At 63.7% G+C, this 18,978-nt stretch carries 19 protein-coding genes; 4 read left to right on the top strand and 15 right to left on the bottom strand.

Annotated elements, in window-relative coordinates:
• Positions 1-477 precede the first annotated feature (477 nt).
• The 4 genes from ACGLHR_RS36735 (at position 478) to ACGLHR_RS36720 (ending at position 4,321) form a co-directional block, all read left to right on the top strand.
• Positions 478-1,410: a hypothetical protein gene (locus ACGLHR_RS36735; protein WP_400100144.1), complete on the top strand. Its 933-nt coding sequence runs from the start codon at positions 478-480 to the stop codon at positions 1,408-1,410.
• A 118-nt stretch (positions 1,411-1,528) separates the two neighbouring features.
• Positions 1,529-1,906 (top strand): hypothetical protein, encoded by a 378-nt coding sequence (locus ACGLHR_RS36730; protein ID WP_400100143.1) that lies wholly within the window; start codon positions 1,529-1,531, stop codon positions 1,904-1,906.
• Between the two features lie 494 nt (positions 1,907-2,400).
• Positions 2,401-3,153 (top strand): polysaccharide deacetylase family protein, encoded by a 753-nt coding sequence (locus ACGLHR_RS36725; RefSeq protein WP_400100141.1) that lies wholly within the window; start codon positions 2,401-2,403, stop codon positions 3,151-3,153.
• Entirely contained in the window at positions 3,140-4,321 is a 1,182-nt protein-coding gene (locus tag ACGLHR_RS36720) for a glycosyltransferase family 4 protein (protein ID WP_400100140.1), read from the top strand. Before ACGLHR_RS36725 ends, ACGLHR_RS36720 begins: the two co-directional genes overlap by 14 nt.
• A gap of 126 nt (positions 4,322-4,447) precedes the next feature.
• Here ACGLHR_RS36720 and ACGLHR_RS36715 read toward each other — a convergent pair whose 3' ends face one another.
• The 15 genes from ACGLHR_RS36715 to ACGLHR_RS36645 all read right to left on the bottom strand — a co-directional run bounded on the left by ACGLHR_RS36715 (position 4,448) and on the right by ACGLHR_RS36645 (position 18,965).
• Entirely contained in the window at positions 4,448-5,092 is a 645-nt protein-coding gene (locus tag ACGLHR_RS36715; protein WP_400100138.1) for a glycine zipper 2TM domain-containing protein, read from the bottom strand.
• Positions 5,093-5,279: 187 nt separating this feature from the next.
• On the bottom strand, positions 5,280-5,810 hold the full coding sequence (locus tag ACGLHR_RS36710; RefSeq protein WP_400100136.1) for a hypothetical protein: 531 nt from the start codon (positions 5,808-5,810) through the stop codon (positions 5,280-5,282).
• Between the two features lie 149 nt (positions 5,811-5,959).
• Positions 5,960-8,611 (bottom strand): FtsX-like permease family protein, encoded by a 2,652-nt coding sequence (locus ACGLHR_RS36705; protein ID WP_400100134.1) that lies wholly within the window; start codon positions 8,609-8,611, stop codon positions 5,960-5,962.
• Positions 8,608-9,303: an ABC transporter ATP-binding protein gene (locus ACGLHR_RS36700; protein ID WP_400100132.1), complete on the bottom strand. Its 696-nt coding sequence runs from the start codon at positions 9,301-9,303 to the stop codon at positions 8,608-8,610. Before ACGLHR_RS36700 ends, ACGLHR_RS36705 begins: the two co-directional genes overlap by 4 nt.
• Complete coding sequence (locus ACGLHR_RS36695; RefSeq protein ID WP_267604193.1) at positions 9,296-10,006, bottom strand: ABC transporter ATP-binding protein; 711 nt, start codon at positions 10,004-10,006, stop codon at positions 9,296-9,298. The genes ACGLHR_RS36700 and ACGLHR_RS36695 overlap by 8 nt, the downstream gene beginning before the upstream one ends.
• The gene (locus ACGLHR_RS36690; RefSeq protein WP_400100130.1) at positions 9,960-10,505 is read right to left on the bottom strand and encodes a hypothetical protein; all 546 of its coding nucleotides are present in this window, start codon (positions 10,503-10,505) and stop codon (positions 9,960-9,962) included. The genes ACGLHR_RS36695 and ACGLHR_RS36690 overlap by 47 nt, the downstream gene beginning before the upstream one ends.
• Positions 10,506-10,683: 178 nt before the next feature.
• Positions 10,684-11,250: a DedA family protein gene (locus tag ACGLHR_RS36685; RefSeq protein ID WP_400100128.1), complete on the bottom strand. Its 567-nt coding sequence runs from the start codon at positions 11,248-11,250 to the stop codon at positions 10,684-10,686.
• 78 nt (positions 11,251-11,328) lie between these two features.
• A complete protein-coding gene (locus ACGLHR_RS36680; protein ID WP_400100126.1) occupies positions 11,329-11,724 on the bottom strand; it encodes a PepSY domain-containing protein in 396 nt (131 codons plus the stop codon).
• An 89-nt stretch (positions 11,725-11,813) separates the two neighbouring features.
• Positions 11,814-13,265 (bottom strand): sensor histidine kinase, encoded by a 1,452-nt coding sequence (locus ACGLHR_RS36675; protein ID WP_400100124.1) that lies wholly within the window; start codon positions 13,263-13,265, stop codon positions 11,814-11,816.
• Complete coding sequence (locus ACGLHR_RS36670; protein WP_400100123.1) at positions 13,246-13,920, bottom strand: response regulator transcription factor; 675 nt, start codon at positions 13,918-13,920, stop codon at positions 13,246-13,248. Before ACGLHR_RS36670 ends, ACGLHR_RS36675 begins: the two co-directional genes overlap by 20 nt.
• A 34-nt stretch (positions 13,921-13,954) precedes the next feature.
• A complete protein-coding gene (locus tag ACGLHR_RS36665) occupies positions 13,955-15,322 on the bottom strand; it encodes an ATP-binding protein (RefSeq protein ID WP_400100122.1) in 1,368 nt (455 codons plus the stop codon).
• Positions 15,289-15,963 (bottom strand): response regulator transcription factor, encoded by a 675-nt coding sequence (locus ACGLHR_RS36660; RefSeq protein ID WP_318237445.1) that lies wholly within the window; start codon positions 15,961-15,963, stop codon positions 15,289-15,291. The genes ACGLHR_RS36665 and ACGLHR_RS36660 overlap by 34 nt, the downstream gene beginning before the upstream one ends.
• Before the next feature lie 111 nt (positions 15,964-16,074).
• Positions 16,075-16,854, bottom strand: a complete 780-nt coding sequence (locus ACGLHR_RS36655) for a hypothetical protein (protein ID WP_400100120.1) — start codon at positions 16,852-16,854, stop codon at positions 16,075-16,077.
• Between the two features lie 99 nt (positions 16,855-16,953).
• Positions 16,954-17,739, bottom strand: coding sequence for a hypothetical protein (locus ACGLHR_RS36650; protein ID WP_400100118.1), 786 nt, complete (start codon positions 17,737-17,739; stop codon positions 16,954-16,956).
• Between the two features lie 434 nt (positions 17,740-18,173).
• Positions 18,174-18,965, bottom strand: a complete 792-nt coding sequence (locus ACGLHR_RS36645) for a DUF2182 domain-containing protein (RefSeq protein ID WP_400100116.1) — start codon at positions 18,963-18,965, stop codon at positions 18,174-18,176.
• Between the last annotated feature and the right edge of the window lie 13 nt (positions 18,966-18,978).

The raw sequence follows: 18,978 nt of genomic DNA, 5'->3' as shown, positions 1-18,978 counted from the left end.
GCAGCTAGAAGCATCAAAACCCCGCCCTAAAGAGCTCTCACTATTTGGCTCGCCCGCTGCAGAAGCCAAAACGATGCATGCCCGCGCAACCAGCGACGCCGGGATACTCCGCGAACGCGCAATCGAGGCAAGTTGAGACCGCTCGTCTTCGCTCAACACCAGATCCAGCTTCGGTCGTCCCATTGGCAGTTTGCGCGCGCGTCCCGTACGGTACTCGCTGCGCCCGGAAAAGCGGGCGACCCGACACTCTGCTGTCCAGGAAGGGTCAACCTCAGGCAATGTGGATACTCAATGTGGATATTTCTACCGAACTTGCAGGAATGACCTGCCTGCGCGGGGCGGTGAGCGTTCTCCGAAACCTCGGCCACGTTGCTCTCGGCCGGTTCAATCACGAGAATCATGCTTGGCATGAATCGTGCGGAAGTGAGTCGCAGAGTTACGTGTCTGCCCACGTCGTTTCCTGAACCGGAGTCCACCATGACATCACATCTCCTCGACGGCCCGGAGCAACTGACGGACGCCGATTCGACCGCTTCGGGCGTCGCGTGGGGCGCTGTTCTAGCCGGCGCAAGCGCTGCGGCAGCACTCTCGCTGATACTCCTCGTTCTGGGAGTCGGTCTCGGGCTTTCGGCTGCCTCCCCCTGGGCTGGCTTTGGTGCCAGCGCGAACACACTGGGTGCCTCAACCATAGCGTGGCTCGCATTTACTCAACTTGCCGCCTCCGGCATCGGCGGCTATCTGGCAGGCCGTCTGCGCGTGAAATGGGCCTCTGTGCATACGGACGAAGTCTATTTTCGGGATACGGCGCATGGTTTCCTGGCATGGGCAGTCGCTTCCCTGGCTACGGCGGCGTTCCTCACTACAGCGATCGGCTCCATCCTGGTTGGGTCGACCGCGCCCGTGACGGCGGGCATCCAGGCGAGCGCGCGATCACCAGCGGTCGCCTTGCCCGACTCGTCGCAGCAGCGCGCCGCTTCCACCGGCTACTTCGGGGATATGCTGTGGCGCTCCGACCAGCCCTCAACAACCAATGCCGAAGCGGCACCACGTGCCGAAATGACTGCCATGTTCCTGCACGATGTTCGATCGGGAGGGCTAACCCCGGAGGACAAGGCGTACGCGACCAGGCAGGTGGCGCGATGGGCCGGTTTGAGCGAGACAGACGCTGAGAAACGCGTAACAGACACGTATGGCCGGCTCGACAAAGCCATCAAGACCGAAGAAGCCGCTGCTGCGCAGCGGGCAGACATGGCGCGCAAGGCCGCCGCTCATGCAAGTCTGTGGTTCTTCGTGGCACTGCTTTGCGGTGCATTCTTTGCCAGTCTCTGCGCAACCTTTGGCGGCGCGCGGCGTGACCATATCGCCGTCTCGCAACGCGCAATGCGCGAACCCGCAGTCAGACCTGTTTAGGAGTACACGATGCGCTCGCTTCTTCTTCTCATGCTTGGGGTGCCAATTCCGATCATCATCCTGATCGCGCTATTTGTGCACTAGTATTCTTTGACAGCCGACAACGAGGGCAATCAAGATGAGCAAAGACGCGTTACCGGATATCAAGTGGCTCTCCGACGTGGAGGAGCAGGACTATCCTGCCGCTGAGTCCTACCTGACCATCCTCCACAGCCGGGATAAGGTGAGCAAGATGATGGCTAAGTTCAGAGCCGCCCCGGTCGTGAAATTCAAGACCGTGGACATTTTCAGAGCCTGCGAACTTCCGTTGAAGAGCGCCAGCAATGCACAGGTCAAGGCCGAGAGAAAAAAGATCTCTAAGGGCGAAAGCCTCTCCCCGATTCTTCTTCTGAGAGATGAGATGCATGGCAAGGTCGTGATCGCGGATGGCTACCACCGTATGTGTGCCGTCTATGAAGTTGACGAGGAGGCGGTCATTCCGTGCAAGATAATTTGAATGGGGCGTTTCCCTATTTATTCGGTCCGAGTGCCACGACCTATAGTTCCTTGCCGGGCGGCGGCATCACGGCTGATGCCGAGCACTAGATCGCCTTCCGTCCCGGCTTCTTCCCGTCTAAACTTGCCAGCTCGCCGCTGGCTGGCATCGTCGGCCGCTTCGGCGGCGCTGAGACCATGATCGGCAGGCGCACAATGAACTGACCAGTGCCGCCCCTGCAGGCTTGCACGGTGCCGCCGTGCAGTTCCACCAGGCTTTGTGCCAGCGTCCGGCCGGACGAAATACGGACGACATACGGACGCCGCGTATGGGACTGCGGGGCCACCCCCGCGAGGCGCCTGTATCCGTGAAATCGTGGCCTTTCATCCTCATCTAAGGCTGCGCTAAGTTCTCCAGAGTATGATGAACAAAGGCCGGGTGCTGAGGATCTTCCCGGCTCCACGCTCCAAACGCAAGCCTGACGGTGTCACTAACCGGAAAAAGCGAGACCAGGCATGACGTCGCGTATCCCCATACTGATGTATCACCAGATCGAGGCGCCGCCGCCGCGAGGCACACCGATGCGTGGCCTCGTTGTCGCGCCACGCGACTTTGCGTGGCAGATGCGAATGCTCAGATTGCTGGGCTTCCAAGGGCTCGCCTTAAGGGATCTGTTGCCTTACCTGCGGGGCGAACGGGCCGGCAGGGTCGTTGGCATTACGCTGGATGACGGCTATCGCAACAATCTGCAGCACGCGCTACCGGTATTGCTGCGTTGCAACTTCACCGCAACTTGCTATGCGGTCAGCAGCTTGGCCGGACACACCAACCGCTGGGACGCCGAGATCGGCGTGCCAGAAAAGCCACTGATGACGGTCGCTGAACTGCGCGAGTGGAGCCGCGCAGGGATGGAGGTGGGCGCCCATACGCGTACCCACGTCGACCTGACATCGGTGAACAGCGTGGTCGCTCGCGACCAGATCGAAGGTTCCAGGCACGACCTGGAGGCGGCGCTGGGCGTGCAGGTTCGACACTTCTGCTATCCCTTCGGGCGGTTCGACAACGTCACTGCGGATCTCGTGCGCGAGGCTGGTTTCCACACCGCTGTGACCACGAACCGCGGCCGCGCCGTTGCCGGCCGTAACCTGTTCGAGCTTCCAAGGGTGCCGGTCTCGCGTTCCACGCATCCAGGCCAATTCTTGCAGAAACTTGTCACCGCCTATGAAGACCGCCGAGGCATGGAGTCAAAGGACCATGATTCATGCTGAAGCAAGCGTTGAACTCCACGCTGACCCCTACGCGGCCTCGTCCAGCTCGCGGCTACGCGTGCTTGTCCTTAACTCCCGTTTCGACGGGGGCGGGATAGATTCGCATACGCTTTCCCTCTGCAAGGCCCTGGAACTACAAGGTTGCGAGGTAACGCTGGCAATTCCTGCTGCTGCCCGGTGGAGGGCCGCGGCCAAAGGCATGCCGGGCATCAAGGTCCGGATCCTGGCCGCCAACCGCATCCTTTGGCCCGCTATCCTGGCGCAATATATCCGGGAAGAGCGGGTGCATGTCATCCACGCGCACCACGGGCGTGATTATTGGGTGGCAATCATGGCATGGATGCTATCGGGCCGCACCGCGGTGGTCGTTGTGACGCGCCATCTGATGACTCGGATCAAGGAAAGAACACGTCGATATCTTGCCGCGTACTCCAGCGTGATCGCGGTATCCGACGCGGTGCGGGCATCCCTGCTGCTTGTAGATCCTGACCGCACGCTGAAGCTCAGGCGTATCTATTGCGGGATCGACACCGAGCACTTTCGCGCCGTTGCCATGCAGCGTTATCGGATTCGGGTTGCCCTGGGACTGCCGCAGGATGCATGGATATACGCACTCTTCGGAGGCGCAGGACGACCTGACGGCAAAGGACAGTTCTACTTCATCCAAGCCGCAGCACAGGTTCTTGCGCGATGTCCGAAGTCCCATTTCTTGTGCGTCGGCGATGGCGAACTGATTCCGCAATTGCGCCAGCAGGCGGATGCCTTGGGCCTGTCCGGACGCATGCACTTCCGCCCGTTCGAGTACGACATCTCTACGCTGATGCAGGGAATCGATGTGCTGGTGCATCCGCCCGTTGGCACCGAAGCGCTGGGCCTGGTCATCCTCGAGGCAATGAGCTGCGGCAAACCGGTGATTGCCACAGCCGTGGACGGTATCCCGGAGACCTTCGTCGATGGTGAACACGGCATTCTGGTGCCACCGCGCGATGCCGGTGCTTTGGCCGAGGCGATGGCCCGGCTTGCCGTGGACCCGGTCGGCGCGGCGCAGATGGGACGCCGCGGGCGTCGCTGGGTGAAGGCGAATTTCTCGCTGACAAACCTTGGGCGCGAAACGGTTGAGTTATATCGTGAGTGCCTAAGGGCGGCAGGGCGTGGGCGAGGAACCTGAGGCGGCTCGTGACGGGCGAGGCCCGAGCAGCCAGGTTGCCCTGTACAAGGCGCTCGGCGACGGGGGATCAGAGCTGGGATCAGAGCCCGGCCGATGGCGCCTTGACAGAGAGCATCGGCCAAGACCTCACACGGAACCGGTGATTCCGCCATTTTCAACGCGCACCCGTTGGCCCACCCCCACATCGGGCTGCTGATGGTAGGTGACGACACGGCTTGAGCCGTCTTCCATGCGCACGCGTACCTGGTATTCGGTGTCACTGCGCACACGCTGCTCGACCATGTTGCCGGCGACCCCGCCGCCAAGGGCGCCCAGGACGGTTGCCACCGTTCGGCCGTTGCCCCCACCGATCTGGTGCCCGAGCAGGCCGCCAGCCACCGCGCCACCCACCGCGCCCAGCCCGCTGGCCTGGCCCTGCTGTGTGATGGGCGTGATGGATTCGACCGTCCCCACGTTACTGTTGATGGCTACATGCTGTTGCCAGCCAGGCGAGGCGGCACGCTCGGCATGGGCAGCATGGGAAACCGTACGGATGCGCGGGCGGGCGACGGCCGGGGCTGCCGGTTGCATCGTGCCGTAAGCGGGCGCCATGCCGGATGCCATCGCAGCCGGGAGGGCCTGCGGTGCCAAAGGCGTCACGTCGTTGCCGTGAACCGTAGGCAGGAGCCCCGTCATCGCGGCCACACCGATCAGGCTTGCGACGATGACGGCGCCCGCTGCGGTGGCGATCAGCGGATGCAGGCGATTGGGTTGTTGGCTCGTGTTTTCCATTTCGACCTCAGTGAAGTTACTGCGCTGTTCGGCTTGCGAGGCAGCAATGCAGCCCTGCAAAAAGACGAAGAGACCAAGCTTGCCTTTCGGCTAGCCTGCCTCTTCGCAAAGCTCCCGCACCCGAGCCGTTGTCACCATGGCCTTTCGGCCGGGCAACGTACCCTCCCGTCCATCGGGCAGGAGCTATTTATTGCTTCTTGGTCTTATCCACTTTGGCACTGGCTGCGGCCTTGTCGGCGTCGGCTTGTGCATCGACCTTCGCCTTGTCTGCCTTGGCCTGCGCCTTGTCTGCATCATTGCTTGCCTCGACCTTCGTCTTGTGGGCCTTTGCTTGCGCGACGTTCTTGTCCTTGCTTGCCTTCATTTGCGCCTTGGTCGCCTTGTCGGGGGCGCCCTTGGTCGACATGGCCTTCGCGTTGTCCACCTGAGCCTCAGCGGCTGCCTTGTTAGCATCGGCCTGGGCTCCCACCTTCTCCTTGTTGGCGCTGGCCTGCGCCTTAGCCGCATCGCTCTGCGCCTCCACCTTCTTCTTGTCGGCCTTTGCCTGTGCGACGTTCTTTTCCTTGTCGGCCTTTGCCTGGCTCTTGGTCGGCTCGGATTGCGGATGGGCCGCGGAAGCAGGAACACCAGTCTGTGCGAAGACGGTGGTGACGAGCGCGGCGGACGCGAGAGCAGCGAAAAGTTTTTTCATGGCTAGAACTCCTTGAGAATGAATCAACGGCTCGGCGATACGCCGCGCTTATGAGCAAGAACGGTATCCTCGGAGCTGCCGTTGACCCTCAAGTCGTGACAATCCGTAAGTTCTGCAACCGGGATGCGAGCTTTGACGATTCTGGCTTCCGCCAATGCGGCATAGGCCGCTTCTTGTCATAGCTCGCGCATCCGTTGCACCGCGGGGATATGCGTCTGCCTGAGCGCGGCCGTCACGGCTAACACGACCGAGGCCAAGGCCACGGCGACCAGCGCACCCAGGTAGAGCCACGGCGCACTCAGAAACTCGGGAGGGGGATCGAACACGCCCGTCAACAGCTTGACCAGCATCCAGGCAAGCGCAAAGCCGGTCAGTGTTCCGATGCTGGTCCCCGCTACAAAGAGCAGGAGCGCCTCGCTCCAGAGAAATGCGCCAAGCTGCGCAGGTGTCGCACCAAGGGCAGACAGAATCGCGAAGGTGCGCCGCCGGTCGGCCAGGCCCAGGGCGAGAACAAGGCCGGTTGCGCCGGCCACCATGAGAACGGCGAAACCGAGTTCCAGCCGCGTCAGCCCGGCGAGGTCCACCGCCGTGAGGCTGGATCCGATGACGCGTCGAGCCTGGTCAACGTCGGTCACCTTGACCCCCGGTAACGCGGCGACGACGGCCCGTGCAGCCATCGCAACTTGCGCGGGAGTGGGCGTCTTCAATAACACCAGCTCGGCCGCATCGGCGTGGGTTTTCTGGGCGACGTAACGCGCATTGGCCACCAGGAAGGAATCGCGAGGCGCGGTTGGAAACTCCCGGGCGACGCCAATGAAGTGGAAGGGCACGACGTGATATTGATGATCCTTTGCGCTCTGCATCCGCAAGTTGATCTGATCGCCGAGATGCAGCTGGAAATCCTTGACGGTTTCTTCCGACACTAGGATACCGTCGGGGGTTCGCGCGAGGAGATCGAGCGTGCCTTTCGCATTCCCACCCTCGAAGAACGCATTGGACATTCTCGTCGCTTCGCCAATGCGCGCGGCGTCTATCCCGTATAGGTCCTGCAGGTCCGTGCCGACGTAGGCAAACCGGTGCTGCATCGCCTGCGCAGCGCTCACGCCGGGCAGGGCAGCGAGCTCCTGCAGCCTGGTTGATGCGGGCGTCTGCGAGGTACCGGTGACCGTCACGTCGGCACCGTTCGTGAGTTCTGCGTCAATGCGCGCCTGCGCGTTGTAGGTGGTGTTGAAGACGGCGGTCGACGTCGCGAAAGCGAAAGCCAGTGCCACCAAGGCGATGCCCTGCGTCATTCGCCTGCGTTGACGGCACAGAGCAGCGGCAACGACGCCTGCCAGCGACCCGGCCAGGGGAGCCAGCCACTTGGCCAAGCGTTCACGGCCCCGATCCAGGCCGGCGAGGCTCAACCTGACCGTCAGCAGTCCAAGGCCCAGCCACAGCAGAACCGGTGCGAGAAAGGCCGTGTAATCGACCGAGGAGGAAGGGGTGCCCTCGGGGGCCAGCACAACTTGATAGCCGGTGCGCCAGGTGCTCCAGAAGATGATGGCGGACAGGGCAAGGAGTATGAAATCGAAGCCGCCACGCTGCCACAGCCGGCGGCGCTCAAGGCCGATCGCCATGCGCGCGGCCGCGACGGTGGTCTGGCTGGCATCGATCCATGCCATCGCGAGCATGGCGGCTGGGGCAAGGAGAAGTCCCACCCCGGCGGCAGCCGCGATCCAGCCGATGGCCGCAGTGGCGAAGATCCCGGCATCGAGCTGCGCCTCGGACAGGAGTGTGGCAAGGAACAGTCCGGCGGTGGTGCCGCCAACGCCGACGCACGCCGCTTCGACTGCCGCCAGCTTGAGGATTTGCGCGCGCGAGGCTCCACGAATCCGCAACAGCGCCTGATCGCGCCTGCGCCGGCCTGCGCCCGATGCCACCACCGCCACGGTCAGAAAGGCCGCCAGGATCGCCCCCGGCGCGCCGAGGAACAGAAACAGAACGCTGGCGTAAAGCGCGTCACTGCGGACCGCGTCAAGGCGCGCCGCCAGATTGTCGGCCATGATCCCATTGCCCGCGATGCGCGCCTCGAGATTCCGTGCCGCGCCGTGTACCGCTGCAAAGGCTGCCTGCGGATCGCCAGGAAGCCGGTCATGCAAGAGCCTGACATGCAATTGAGTACGGACCGAATCCGGCCTGATCGCCGCCTGCGGGTCAAAGACGCGGTGCCACTCGTTGATGGGCATCAGCAGGACGTTATCCGGCGGTGCTTGCGGTGCCACCCCAGCCGGAACGCCGACAGGCTGCAACATCGAATCGGCATGCGGCAGGTCGACAATCCCGGCGACCCTGATGTCGGCCGGCGCCAGGCCGGCCCGATGGATGGTCACCGTGTCGCCGACCGTCACATGCAAGTTGGCCGCCGTTTGCTGTGCAACCAGCACGCCATCCGGGCTGCCGAGCAACATGCGGAACTGCGCCGGCGCATCGCGGAAATAGGCCGCAGGCAGGCCAAGCACGTTGCCCTTGCCGGTGGTCTGCACGGTAGCGCCGGTATGGGCGTCGAAGCCGTCTACATCGGCATAGCCGACCGGTTGCAACAGCGAAACCGGCGTTGTCTCGCCGATGGCTGCGGCAAGCTCCTGGACGGTCGTCCCAGGGACCAGTTGCACCTGCCAGTCAACCGGCACGCCTGCGATCGCACGCCGGGTCATGGAAGCGGTGCTCTGCGCCAGGAATGCGCCAAGCGAGGCCAACAACGCCACGGTGAGCGCAACGCCCGCTGCAGCGCCCGCCAGGCGGCCCTTGCGCTCCTCAATCAGCCCAAAAAGCCAGAGCGCGATCATACGCACCCTGCCGTGCTGCCCGTGCTGCCCGTGCTGCCCGTGCTACTCAGCGTGCCGTGCTGCATGTGCCAGATCGTATCCATGCGCGCGGCGACCGCCGGATCATGGGTGGCAACGACGAGCGCCGTTGCAGTACCGCTCAGATGGGCAAGCAAGGCATCGAGCAAGGCACGGCCGGTCGGCTGATCAAGCTGGCCGGTCGGTTCGTCGGCCAGGATCACGCTTGGCTTGCCGGCTATCGCCCGCGCCATGGCGACACATTGCATCTGCCCGCCGGAAAGCGCCTCGGGCAGTTTGCTGGCCAGATCCGCAAGGCCAAAGGTGGCGAGCGCATCCGCCACCGCGCTGCCGATGTCGCCTTGCACTTTGGCCATCAGCAGCGGCAGGGCGACGTTCTCACTGACCGTCAACGGCTCCAGCAAGCTCGGCGTCTGGAATACCAGCGAGATCTTCCCCGGCAGGAGGGTTCCGGCAGCGCCTAGCGCGGGCCATCGGAGCATGCCGCTCGTTGGCACGTCGAGTCCGGCCATGAGGTGGATCAAGGTGGACTTGCCGCTTCCGGACCTGCCCACAAGCGCGACCCGGTCTTTCCCGCACAGGCGGAACGTCGCCGAGACGACCGCGGCGATGGATACTCCGCCTTGCTGGTAGCGCCGGCAAACCGATTGGGCCTCGATCAGGGTGTCAGGCATCGGCGATACGCCCATCCCGCATGCCGAGCAGACGATCGGCGTGTGCCGCCAGCGCCGTGCTATGCGTTGCGATCAAGACCGCGACCCCTGCGCGGCATCGCTCCAGCAAGTGGGTCAGGACCACGGCCTCGGTGGTCGCGTCCACTTCCGCGGTAGGCTCGTCCGCCAGCAGTACCCTGGGGTGCGACGACAAGGCAACCGCCAGCCCCGCGCGCGCCGCTTCACCGCCCGACAGTTGCGAGGGGTGCGCCCGGCGTTGCCCGGTAAGGTCCATCGTCTCCAGCAGGAGATCGACCCTGCGCGGATCCGACTGTTTCGACAGTGACATCGCGAGCCGCATGTTGGCCTCCACCGTCAGGTGTTCAAACAGGTTTCCCGCTTGCATCAGGATGCCGATGTGTCGCGCCCGCAACGCGGCGCGCACGGCTTCGGGCCGCCGCGACATACGGCACCCCATGACCTCCACATGCCCGCCATCCGGTTCGTCGAGCCCGGCGAGGCAGGCCAGAAGCGTGGACTTTCCGCTGCCCGACGGCCCCATCAGGGCGACCAGTTCCCCCGCGTGGAGTCGCAGCGAGACGCCGCGCAATGCCGCCGTCTCGGCGTCGCCGCCATGGTAGAAACGATAGAGTTCAAACGCCTCCAACGGCCGCGGTTCAGCGCCACTGGAATGAATTTGACATGAGATTCCATTGGTCGGCATTGTCGGCTCCGAGCGGCGCAGCGAGGTCGAGGGTGGCTAACTTGCCGCTGCGGTAGATCAGGTAGCGACGGCTCTCCAGGCGCAACGACTTGTTCGTGACCGGGCTCGGCTCGGAGTTCGAGCTGTACACGATCAAGAGCGCCGGACCGGATCGAAGCGCCACGTTCCTGATGGCCTCGATCTTGACCGCGCGCCCGGCCTTGAGCAGGTTCGCGGCCTCGTGATCGGCGGCTGGCGCCGCGGTAGCGGTGGCCACGGCGATGGAAACTGCGTTGTATTTGTCCGCAAAGGCTGTTCCATCGCGGCGATCCGTGCGCGCCCAACCCTCCGGCACCCTGAGCGATAAGCCCAACGGCGACGTATAGGTCACGAAGACCTGGTTGTCGGGGATGTCGCCTGGTGGATTCTTCTCGGGTACGGCCGGTCGTTCCGTGGCCATGGCTGGGGCGCATACCGTTGGCGTGTTGCCGATCAAGGTTGCCCACATCACGGCGGCCATGGCAGCTGAGCGCGGGTAGTGGCTGACTCTGTGCCGCATGGTGGTTCCTTTCCTGATCAACGCCGACGCACGTGCCCAATGCGCGCGCAAACGGTTGCCGCGGGTTGCCGCGGATTGCCGCCGATTCCGCGGCCTATCCGTTATCCTCGGGGAGTCACGGGCGTTGCTACTTCCGTTGCTACTTCCCTGGCTTCGCAGGAGATCGGTACCGCGCGAATAGCCACCACAGCGCTCCGCAGAGCAATATCGCGGCTAGCCCCCAGGCCTCGTCACTATCGAAATTCCCCAGCAGATACCCCAGGCCCTGTCCGAAGCCATAGCCCGCCCCGGCGATGGCTACCGCCCAGACGACGGCGCCCGTCAAGTTGAGAACCAGGAACCGGAACCACGGAACGGCGCTCATCCCGATCGCGATCGGTCCGGCGATGCGCAGGCCATACAGGAATCGGATGGACAGGATCAGTGGAAGGTGATGCCTGTGCAGCAACGCGCTGGCGCGTGCCGCGCGTGATTGCATGGACGGAAATCGCGCCAGCAGTGCTGTCCCATATCGTCGACCAACATAGAAGTAAAGCTGATCGCCCAAGAAGCTTGCCAGCGTGCCGATCACGATCACGGTCGGCAACGCAAGATGGCCCCGATTCGCGGCAACGCCTGCCATGATGAGAATGGTTTCCCCTTCCAGAAAGGTCCCCGCGGCGACCGCGAGGTAGCCGTAGTCTTGAATCAAACGTGCGATATCCATGGCAAGGGCGCTCGTTCCGGGCAGCCAAAGCACCGGGATCGGCGCAATGGTCGTGCTACTTTTCGCATCGGCGGCAGGCTAATCCTCGTCTTCCCCTTCATTGCCGGGCGCAGCCACATGCAAGACCGCGCCGTTGCCGGCGTCCACCTTCACATCCTTGACCTCATTGCCGGCCGTCTTGATCTCCACGCTATACACGAGGTTGCCGTTCTCGTTGTCAAGGGCAACCTTGAGCACCGACCCGGATACCTTGGCCAAGGCGGCCGAGGTGGCCCGGGTCGCGTCGATCCTGGCCAGGCCGACGAGCCTGGCCGCTTCTCCCCGCTCTCCCTTTTCCTGGTCCGGCACCCGGATGCTGGACTGATAGGCGGGGGAGGGCGTTTTCCCGTGATCAGCCGCGCCGGCGGTGGCAAGCAGCACACCCCCCAATGTGAGTGTGCCGAGTACCAGACGTATAGTTGGCTTCCCGTTCATCGATACCTCATACCTCTTGGGTGAATCGTTTGCGTTACCCCACAGAGGCCATAGTGGTCGCCGAATCTTGCTGGTGCCTTGCCGCAACATTACAGCTTGGCAAGGCTCGCCGGATCGCCGGAAAGAAACGGGCTGTCGTCGGTGCCGCCGAGAGGAAACGTGAGCGTGAAGACGGAACCCATCCCTGGCTCGCTCGAAGCCTCCACCCGGCCTTGGTGCGCGGCGACCACAGCCTTCACCAGGCTCAGTCCCAGCCCCAGGCCGCGCTGCGTGCGGCTATGGTCCCCGCGGTAGAGACGGTCCCAGATGTGCGGCAGTTCGTCGGGCGCCATGCCGATGCCGCTGTCCGTGACGCGGATCACCATCGCATGCTGTAGCGCGCGGGCTTCCATCTCGATTCGCCCACCTGCCGGGGTGTACTTGATCGCGTTATCCAGCAGGTTCGCCAGGACCTGGCGAAGGCGGCTGCGGTCAGCCGTCATCCAGATCGGCTGCGGCGCAATGACCGACACCGTGATCGCCTTTTCTTCGGCCACCTGCTGATAGAGGTCAACCGCATCGGCCAGCAGGGTCGGGATGCTCACGGGCTCCAGGTGCAATTTGAGCATCCCGGTTTCCGCCTCGGCAATGTCCATCAGGGTGTTGAGCATCTGCAGCAATTGGTCCGACTCCTCCACGCAGTCCGCCAGCGCGTCCCGGCAAATGGCCGGCTCGCGCTCCGAGCGAAGGGCGATTTCCGCGATGCCGCGCAGGCGCGCCAGCGGCGTACGCAAATCATGGGCGACGTTGTCGAGCGCGTCGCGCATGCCCTGGATCAGGGTTGCGATCTTGTCCAGCATGCCGTTGAACAGCGCCCCGAGTTCGTCCAGTTCGTCGCCGCTCTTGCGCAGCGACACCCGCGCTTGCATTGCCCCTGACTCAATCGCATGCACCGTCTGGATGAGCTGGCGAATCGGCCGCAAGGCACGCCGCGCGAGGATAGCCCCACCGAGCACGCCGACGATCACCATCGGGATCATGACGCCCGCGACGATCCATCCAAAGCGCTCGAGTACGCTGTCGCGCTCTTCCGTGCTCTTGCCGACTTGCAGTTGCCCCCCGTCGGGCAGGCGCATGCTGGCGATCTCCAGCATGGCCTCGTCGTCTTTTGCGGGCAGCCGGATCAGGTCGCCCGGGGCAGCTTGGGGAACGTGTTCGAGGCGGGTCAGGTCGTACTGCGCCCACTGATCGGGGATCTCCAGGAAGACCGTGGCATTGGCGGGACCGGCGATGCGAATGAAAAAGGGCTTTGTCTTGCGCAGCCGCGTTTCAAGCGCGAGTTCCTTCCTGAGCCCGGCGAGATCCTCTGCCTGATACTCGGCAGCCAGTTGGTGAAGCCTTTGCTCAATGCTGTCCAGGTCCCGCTGGCGCAGGGAGGAAGCCAGCAGGAAATAGGCAAGCGCAAAAAGCGAAACGGTGCTGAGGATGAAGAATGCCGAGTACCAAAGCGCAATGCGAGCGCCAAGCCCCCTGCGAAAGAAGTCAAGGGCCCTTGAGAACATATCCCACTCCCCGGATGGTGTGAATCATCTTCACGGGAAAGCCGCGATCGAGCTTATTGCGCAGGCGGCAGACCAGGACGTCGACGACGTTGGTCTGGGGATCAAAGCTATAGTCCCAGACGTGCTGGAGGATCATCATCTTGGACACCGGACGGTTGACACTGCGCATCAGGTACTCGAGCAGGGACAGCTCACGCGGTTGCAGATCGATCTTTTGCCCGTTTCGGGTCACTTCGCGGCTCGACAGGTCAAGAACCAGTTCAGCCACGATCAGCCGGGCCGGCTCGGTGGCCCCGGCGGCGCGACGGATCAACGCGTGGACGCGTGCGAGCAGTTCGGCCAGCGCAAACGGTTTCGTCAGGTAGTCGTCGCCTCCCGCCTGGAGGCCCTTGACGCGGTCGTCGACGGAGCGCTTGGCACTGAGGATGATGACCGGGGTGGTCACCTTTTGCCGGCGCATTGCCTCGATGAGCGACAGACCGTCCAAGCCGGGAAGCATGATGTCAACAATGGCGGCGTCATACGGTGCGGTGAGCGCCAGATTCAGCCCGCTCGCGCCATCCTCGGCGTAGTTGACCGCGAAGCCAGCTTGCTGCAGCGCCTTGCCGACAAACGAGCCGATCTTTCTGTCGTCTTCAATGACCAGAATGCGCATGTCATCCGCCCCTTGTCCGCCGGCCTCGGCCAGCTCACGCGCTAGCCCCCGGAATCAGCACGGTTACGCTTAGCCCTTTTCGTGCTTGCTCGTTGGCGTAGCCGATACAGATCTGCGCGCCGATGCGGTCCGTGATGGTCCGCACGATGGTCAGGCCAAGACCGGACCCCATCGCCTCATTGCCAAGCACGCGGTAGAACGGATCAAATACCCGGCTTCGTTCTTCCGGTGCAACACCGGATCCGGTGTCCTTGATCTGCAAGATCGCCTTGCCCTCCTGGGTTTGCACGGACAGGTCGACCTGTCCCCCCTCTGGCGTATAGCGAATCGCGTTGTCGACCAGGTTCTTCACGATGGTGAACAGGTCCATCTCGTTGGCCAGAACCTGCGCGTCGGATTCGCCATCCACGCCAATATCGATGTCCTTGGCCTGCGCCAGCGGCATGAGGTCTTCCAGCACGCGCCGATACACTGCCCGCACGGACACCAGCGCCATGGGGACGGGTGTCGAGGATTGCACCCGGGCCAGGCTCAGCATCTGCTCCAGCAAGCCGCGGCCTCGCTCGATGCCACGGCGCAGCGCCACGAGCCGCATCCTGGCAGTCTCCGACATGTCAGTGCCTGCAAGCCGTTCCGCCTGCAGGGAGAGCGCGGTCAGCGGCGAGCGCAGTTCATGCGCCGCGTCGGCTACAAAGCGGCGCTGCGCGTCCATCGACTCGGAAACGCGGCCAAGCAGACGGTTGATGGCCACCACGAAAGGGCGAATTTCCGCGGGCAGGTGCTCCTGCGGTAGCGGATGCAACTCCTGCTCGCCGCGCTGATCGATCTCCTCCGACAAGGCGGCGATCGGCATGAACATCTTGCGCACCAGGTCGGCGACGATCAGAAGCAGGATGGGCACCAGAATCAGGAAGGGAAGAACGGTGCGCAGCGCGCCATCCCGGGCGATCTCGTCACGAAATCCAGTTTCCTGCGCGACGACGATGCGCTCGCCGGTGGCGAGCGTTCTCACCACGACACGATAAGGCTCACCGTTGATGTCGAGGGTCTGGATCCCGTCTGCCGCCGTGGCTGGCAACGCCAGCGGCAGCCCGCCATCTGCGCCACCGCTCTTGCCGGTGCCCGGCGCAAGGTACTGCACGACGACCCGCGCCTCTTCGTCGCTGTTCGGCAGCCTGCCACTATCTCCGAGGTGCGGCACCGGCAGATGCTGGCGGTCGAACAGCACCGAGACCTGGCGCAACATATCGTCTTGCAGTTCGTTGGCCTCCTGGAATGCAGCGACGAAGGAAAACACCCCGGCCACGAGCGCCACCACCAGGATGGCGAGCGATAGCCAGAGCGAGAGGCGGATCCGGATGGAATCCTTTAGCCCCTTCCATCCTCTTTGGTGACCATCCATCCTATTCCCCTGACATTCTTGATCGCGGCGCTTCCCAGTTTCTTGCGCAAGGCATGAATCAGGAATTCAACGGCGTTGCTCTCCACTTCCTCCCCCCAACCGTAGATGCGCTCCTCAAGTTCGGTACGGGAGAGAATGGCCCCGGGCCGGACCAGCAAGGCTTGCAACAGGGCGAACTCCCGATTGGTGAGTTGCACCGCTTCGCCGCCATGCGCCGTTGCCAGCTTGGTGGCTGGATCCAGGGAGACGATGCCGTTGCTCAGCACCGGTGTTGCCACGCCGCCCTTGCGCCGCGAGACGGCGCGCATGCGGGCGAGCAATTCGGCCATCTCGAATGGCTTGAGCACGTAGTCGTCGGCGCCCGCGTCCAGGCCGCGAATGCGGTCCTCCAGGCCGTCTTGCGCCGTGATGATCAGCACTGGCACGGGGTTGTCCCGGGCGCGGACCGAAGCGAGCACCGCCAGGCCGCTTTTGCCTGGCAGACCGAGATCGAGCAACACGGTGTCGTAGTCCTGGCAGGCGAGCGCATCCAGGGCGCTTTGTCCGTTCCTGACCCAGTCGGCGGCGTAGGATGCGTCTTTCAGTGCATCCTGGATCGCTTGCCCGATCATCGGGTCGTCTTCGACCAGCAGTACCCGCATTTACCCTCCCATGGACAAGGCGCCGCGTCTTGGCGGGAACCATACCGGCAGGCAGCAAGCTCACCGGCATCCCCAGCCTCCACATCATAGCGCCGGGCGGCGCGTGCAGGGTCAGTGGTTTGCGCGAGCCGCCGCCCGTTGCGGGGAGAACAGGATGCACGCCACCATGAGCGTCATCAGCGCGGCCGAGGCGGAAAAGCGGCTCATCGCCAAGCCGCCGGAATGCAGCGGCTTGTCGAGGAAATCGCCCACTACGGCGCCGAGCGGGCGCGTGAGGATAAAGGCCGCCCAGAAGAGCAAGGTGCGGGAGATCTTCGTCCAGTAATAGGCCGCAACCAGCGTTGCCAGCAGCGCCCCGAAGACCATCATCCCGCCCACGTAGCCCAACCCGGCCGTGTCCGCCGTCCAGTCTCCGAGCGCGGTGCCCAGAGTCTGGGAGAACATGATCGTCACCCAATAGAACATCTCCGCCTTCGGCGCTTTCACGGTGTCGACCGATACCGTGCCGAGCGTCCTGTACCAGATCGCCAATGAGAGCATCAGCAGTGCAGATAGCACCGCGGTGCCGCCGGCATAGCCAATGCCAAGGGACCGGTCGGCAAAATCGGCCAGGGTCGTGCCCACGGTCGTGGTGGCGACGATCGTCACCCAGTACAACACGGGCTGAAAGCGCTTGGCGGAAATCTGGGCCGATACCGCGATCAGGAAGATCACGGCAAAGATGGCGGTACTGAGGAGGTAGCCCAGGTTCATCGACATCGACAAGGCATCGCCGCCTGTTTCCCCGAGCGTGGTTGCCGCGATCTTGACAAGCCAGAACATCAGCGTGATTTCGGGAACCTTGCTCAGGCTCCGCTCTACGATAGTTGGGTTCGTGGGACTTCCATTCATGGTTCTTGCTCCTGTTCGACAGTTCGATCTATGGTTGGAATCAGGCGTTCAAAACTTCAAAACTAAAAAAAAGCTTCAGAACTTCAAAAGTTCAAAAGTTCAAAAGTTCATAAGCCGCTTCTGCGCAAGCGACAGGTAGAGGACAAGGCCGACAATGACCACAAGGAAAATCGCACTCATGCCTGCAGTCCCGAGGCCCAGGCCGCCATGGCTGCCCGATTGAGACAGGAGATCGCCGCATGACGCGCCAAACGGGCGGGTAAGGACATAGGCCACCCAAAAGCAGGCAACCGCATTTATCCGGAACGCATAGCGAGCCACGGCAGTGACGGCAATCAGCCCGCCAAACAGCAGTGCGCAATTGCCGTAACCCAGGCCCAGCCCCTGGGTCACCCAGTCGCCGGCTGCCGTACCCAGAGCAAAGGTGAACAGGATGGCAGTCCAGTAGAACAGTTCGCGCCCGACCGTATCGATGGCGCGGATGGAGAGGGTCTTCTCTCGTCCGTACCAGACGATGAAGGTGGCGATCAGGGCCACGCAAAACACCGCGGTCGAGGCCGGTAGCGGTACGCCCAGCTGGTCGCCCAGGTTGTCGGTGATCAACGTGCCGATCAACGTGCCAAATACACTGATAAACAGGACGGCGATCCAGTAGAGCGAAGGCGCATAGCTTTTTGCCCGTACCTGGAAGAACAAGGCGATGGCAAGCAACAGGCCCGTTAAGGCCGAGGTGTTCACGAGGCCTAGCCCGAAGTTGACGTTCAGATAATGGGCGCCGGTCTCGCCTACGGTAGTGGACATCATCTTGATGATCCAGAAAAACGCCGTCACCTCGGGCACTTTGCTGGGGCCGGCAGGCAAGGATCGGCTGGCCAATGTGTTCACGGCATTCTCCCGGGATGGTTGCTCTACCGCAGGGGCAGTGCCAAGTCTGACGCCCAAGACTTAGGCCAGCCATAGCAGGTCACTGCCATACCCGATCGAGGGCGAACCAGCGGGGGAATAAGCCGGCGGGAGAGGCCGGTTGGCGCCTGGTAAAGGGACGTGAAAGACGGGGCGTGAAAGGCGCGATAAGTAGTGTGCGGTATGCAGCGCACAGCAGGTGCTGGGTAAGGCGAGCCGCGGGGTGCCAGCCATATCAACGGAGAAGGCAGGCCCTGGTGTACGCGCGTCCATGGGGCGGGCGCGCGCCACGCGCTGGCCTCAGCGGTGCCGGGGCCAGCGCAACAGCATCATCGGCAACATGGCCAGCATGTTCCAGCTTGGCCAGAAGCTCGCCGCAATGGCATGGGCGATTCCTTGACAAACGCGCGCCCATTTCATCCGAGCCCGGCTGCTCGCGCGATCAGGATCAACCCTGCCCCGACGACGACGGCGCCGATGGCGCGCGCGGCGCGCTCGCCGGCCGGTGCGAGACGTTCGACGGCGATGGCTGCCGTCACGACAGCCATCGCGCGCAGGTCCATGACCCCGATGACGAGGAGGATCGCCGTCAGCCCTGCACAGGCGTAGCTGCAGTGCAGGCCGAGGCGCAGGCCGTGTCGCCAGGCCGTGCCGGCGTCAGCCGGCAAGGTACACCCGCGCCCAGGCGCCTCCCGGCAACAGGCAAGGTGGTGTGCCTTCCAGGCGGTGAACTGGAGCGTGCCGGCGATCAGCACGACCACACCGGCCGCGATCGGCACGGCGCGCGCCAGCGCGGGCAACTGCATCTCGAGCGCCGCCAGCGCGACGCCCAGCACAAAGGCGGCCATGCCGAACGCGGTCCACACGAAGAAGTACCCCACGCCAACCAGCGCGGTCAGCCGGCCCAGGCGCGTCCCGCCTGTCGTGCCGACGGCCTGGCGGTAGCGCCCCAACATGGGCACCAGGGATGGCAGCATCATCGCCACCATCATCACGACCCACATGCCGAGGAACGACGCCGCAACGCCGGGCCACGTCTGTCCGCACATCCGCGTCCACGCCATCGACATCGTCCAGCCGCCGGGCATCGGCATCTCGCCCATCGCCGGCATGGACGCGCGCCAGGCGATCGTCACCGCCGCGCTGGCCGCGAATAGCAGCGCCGAGACGCCGAAGAAGGCGCGCTGGGTAGCTCGCCCGGAAACCATGCGTCGCGGGACC

Source organism: Cupriavidus sp. CuC1, from assembly GCF_044627735.1.
Lineage (GTDB): Bacteria > Pseudomonadota > Gammaproteobacteria > Burkholderiales > Burkholderiaceae > Cupriavidus > Cupriavidus ulmosensis.
Note: the sequence above shows the minus strand (reverse complement) of the source record. Positions and strands in the feature narration are given on the sequence as shown.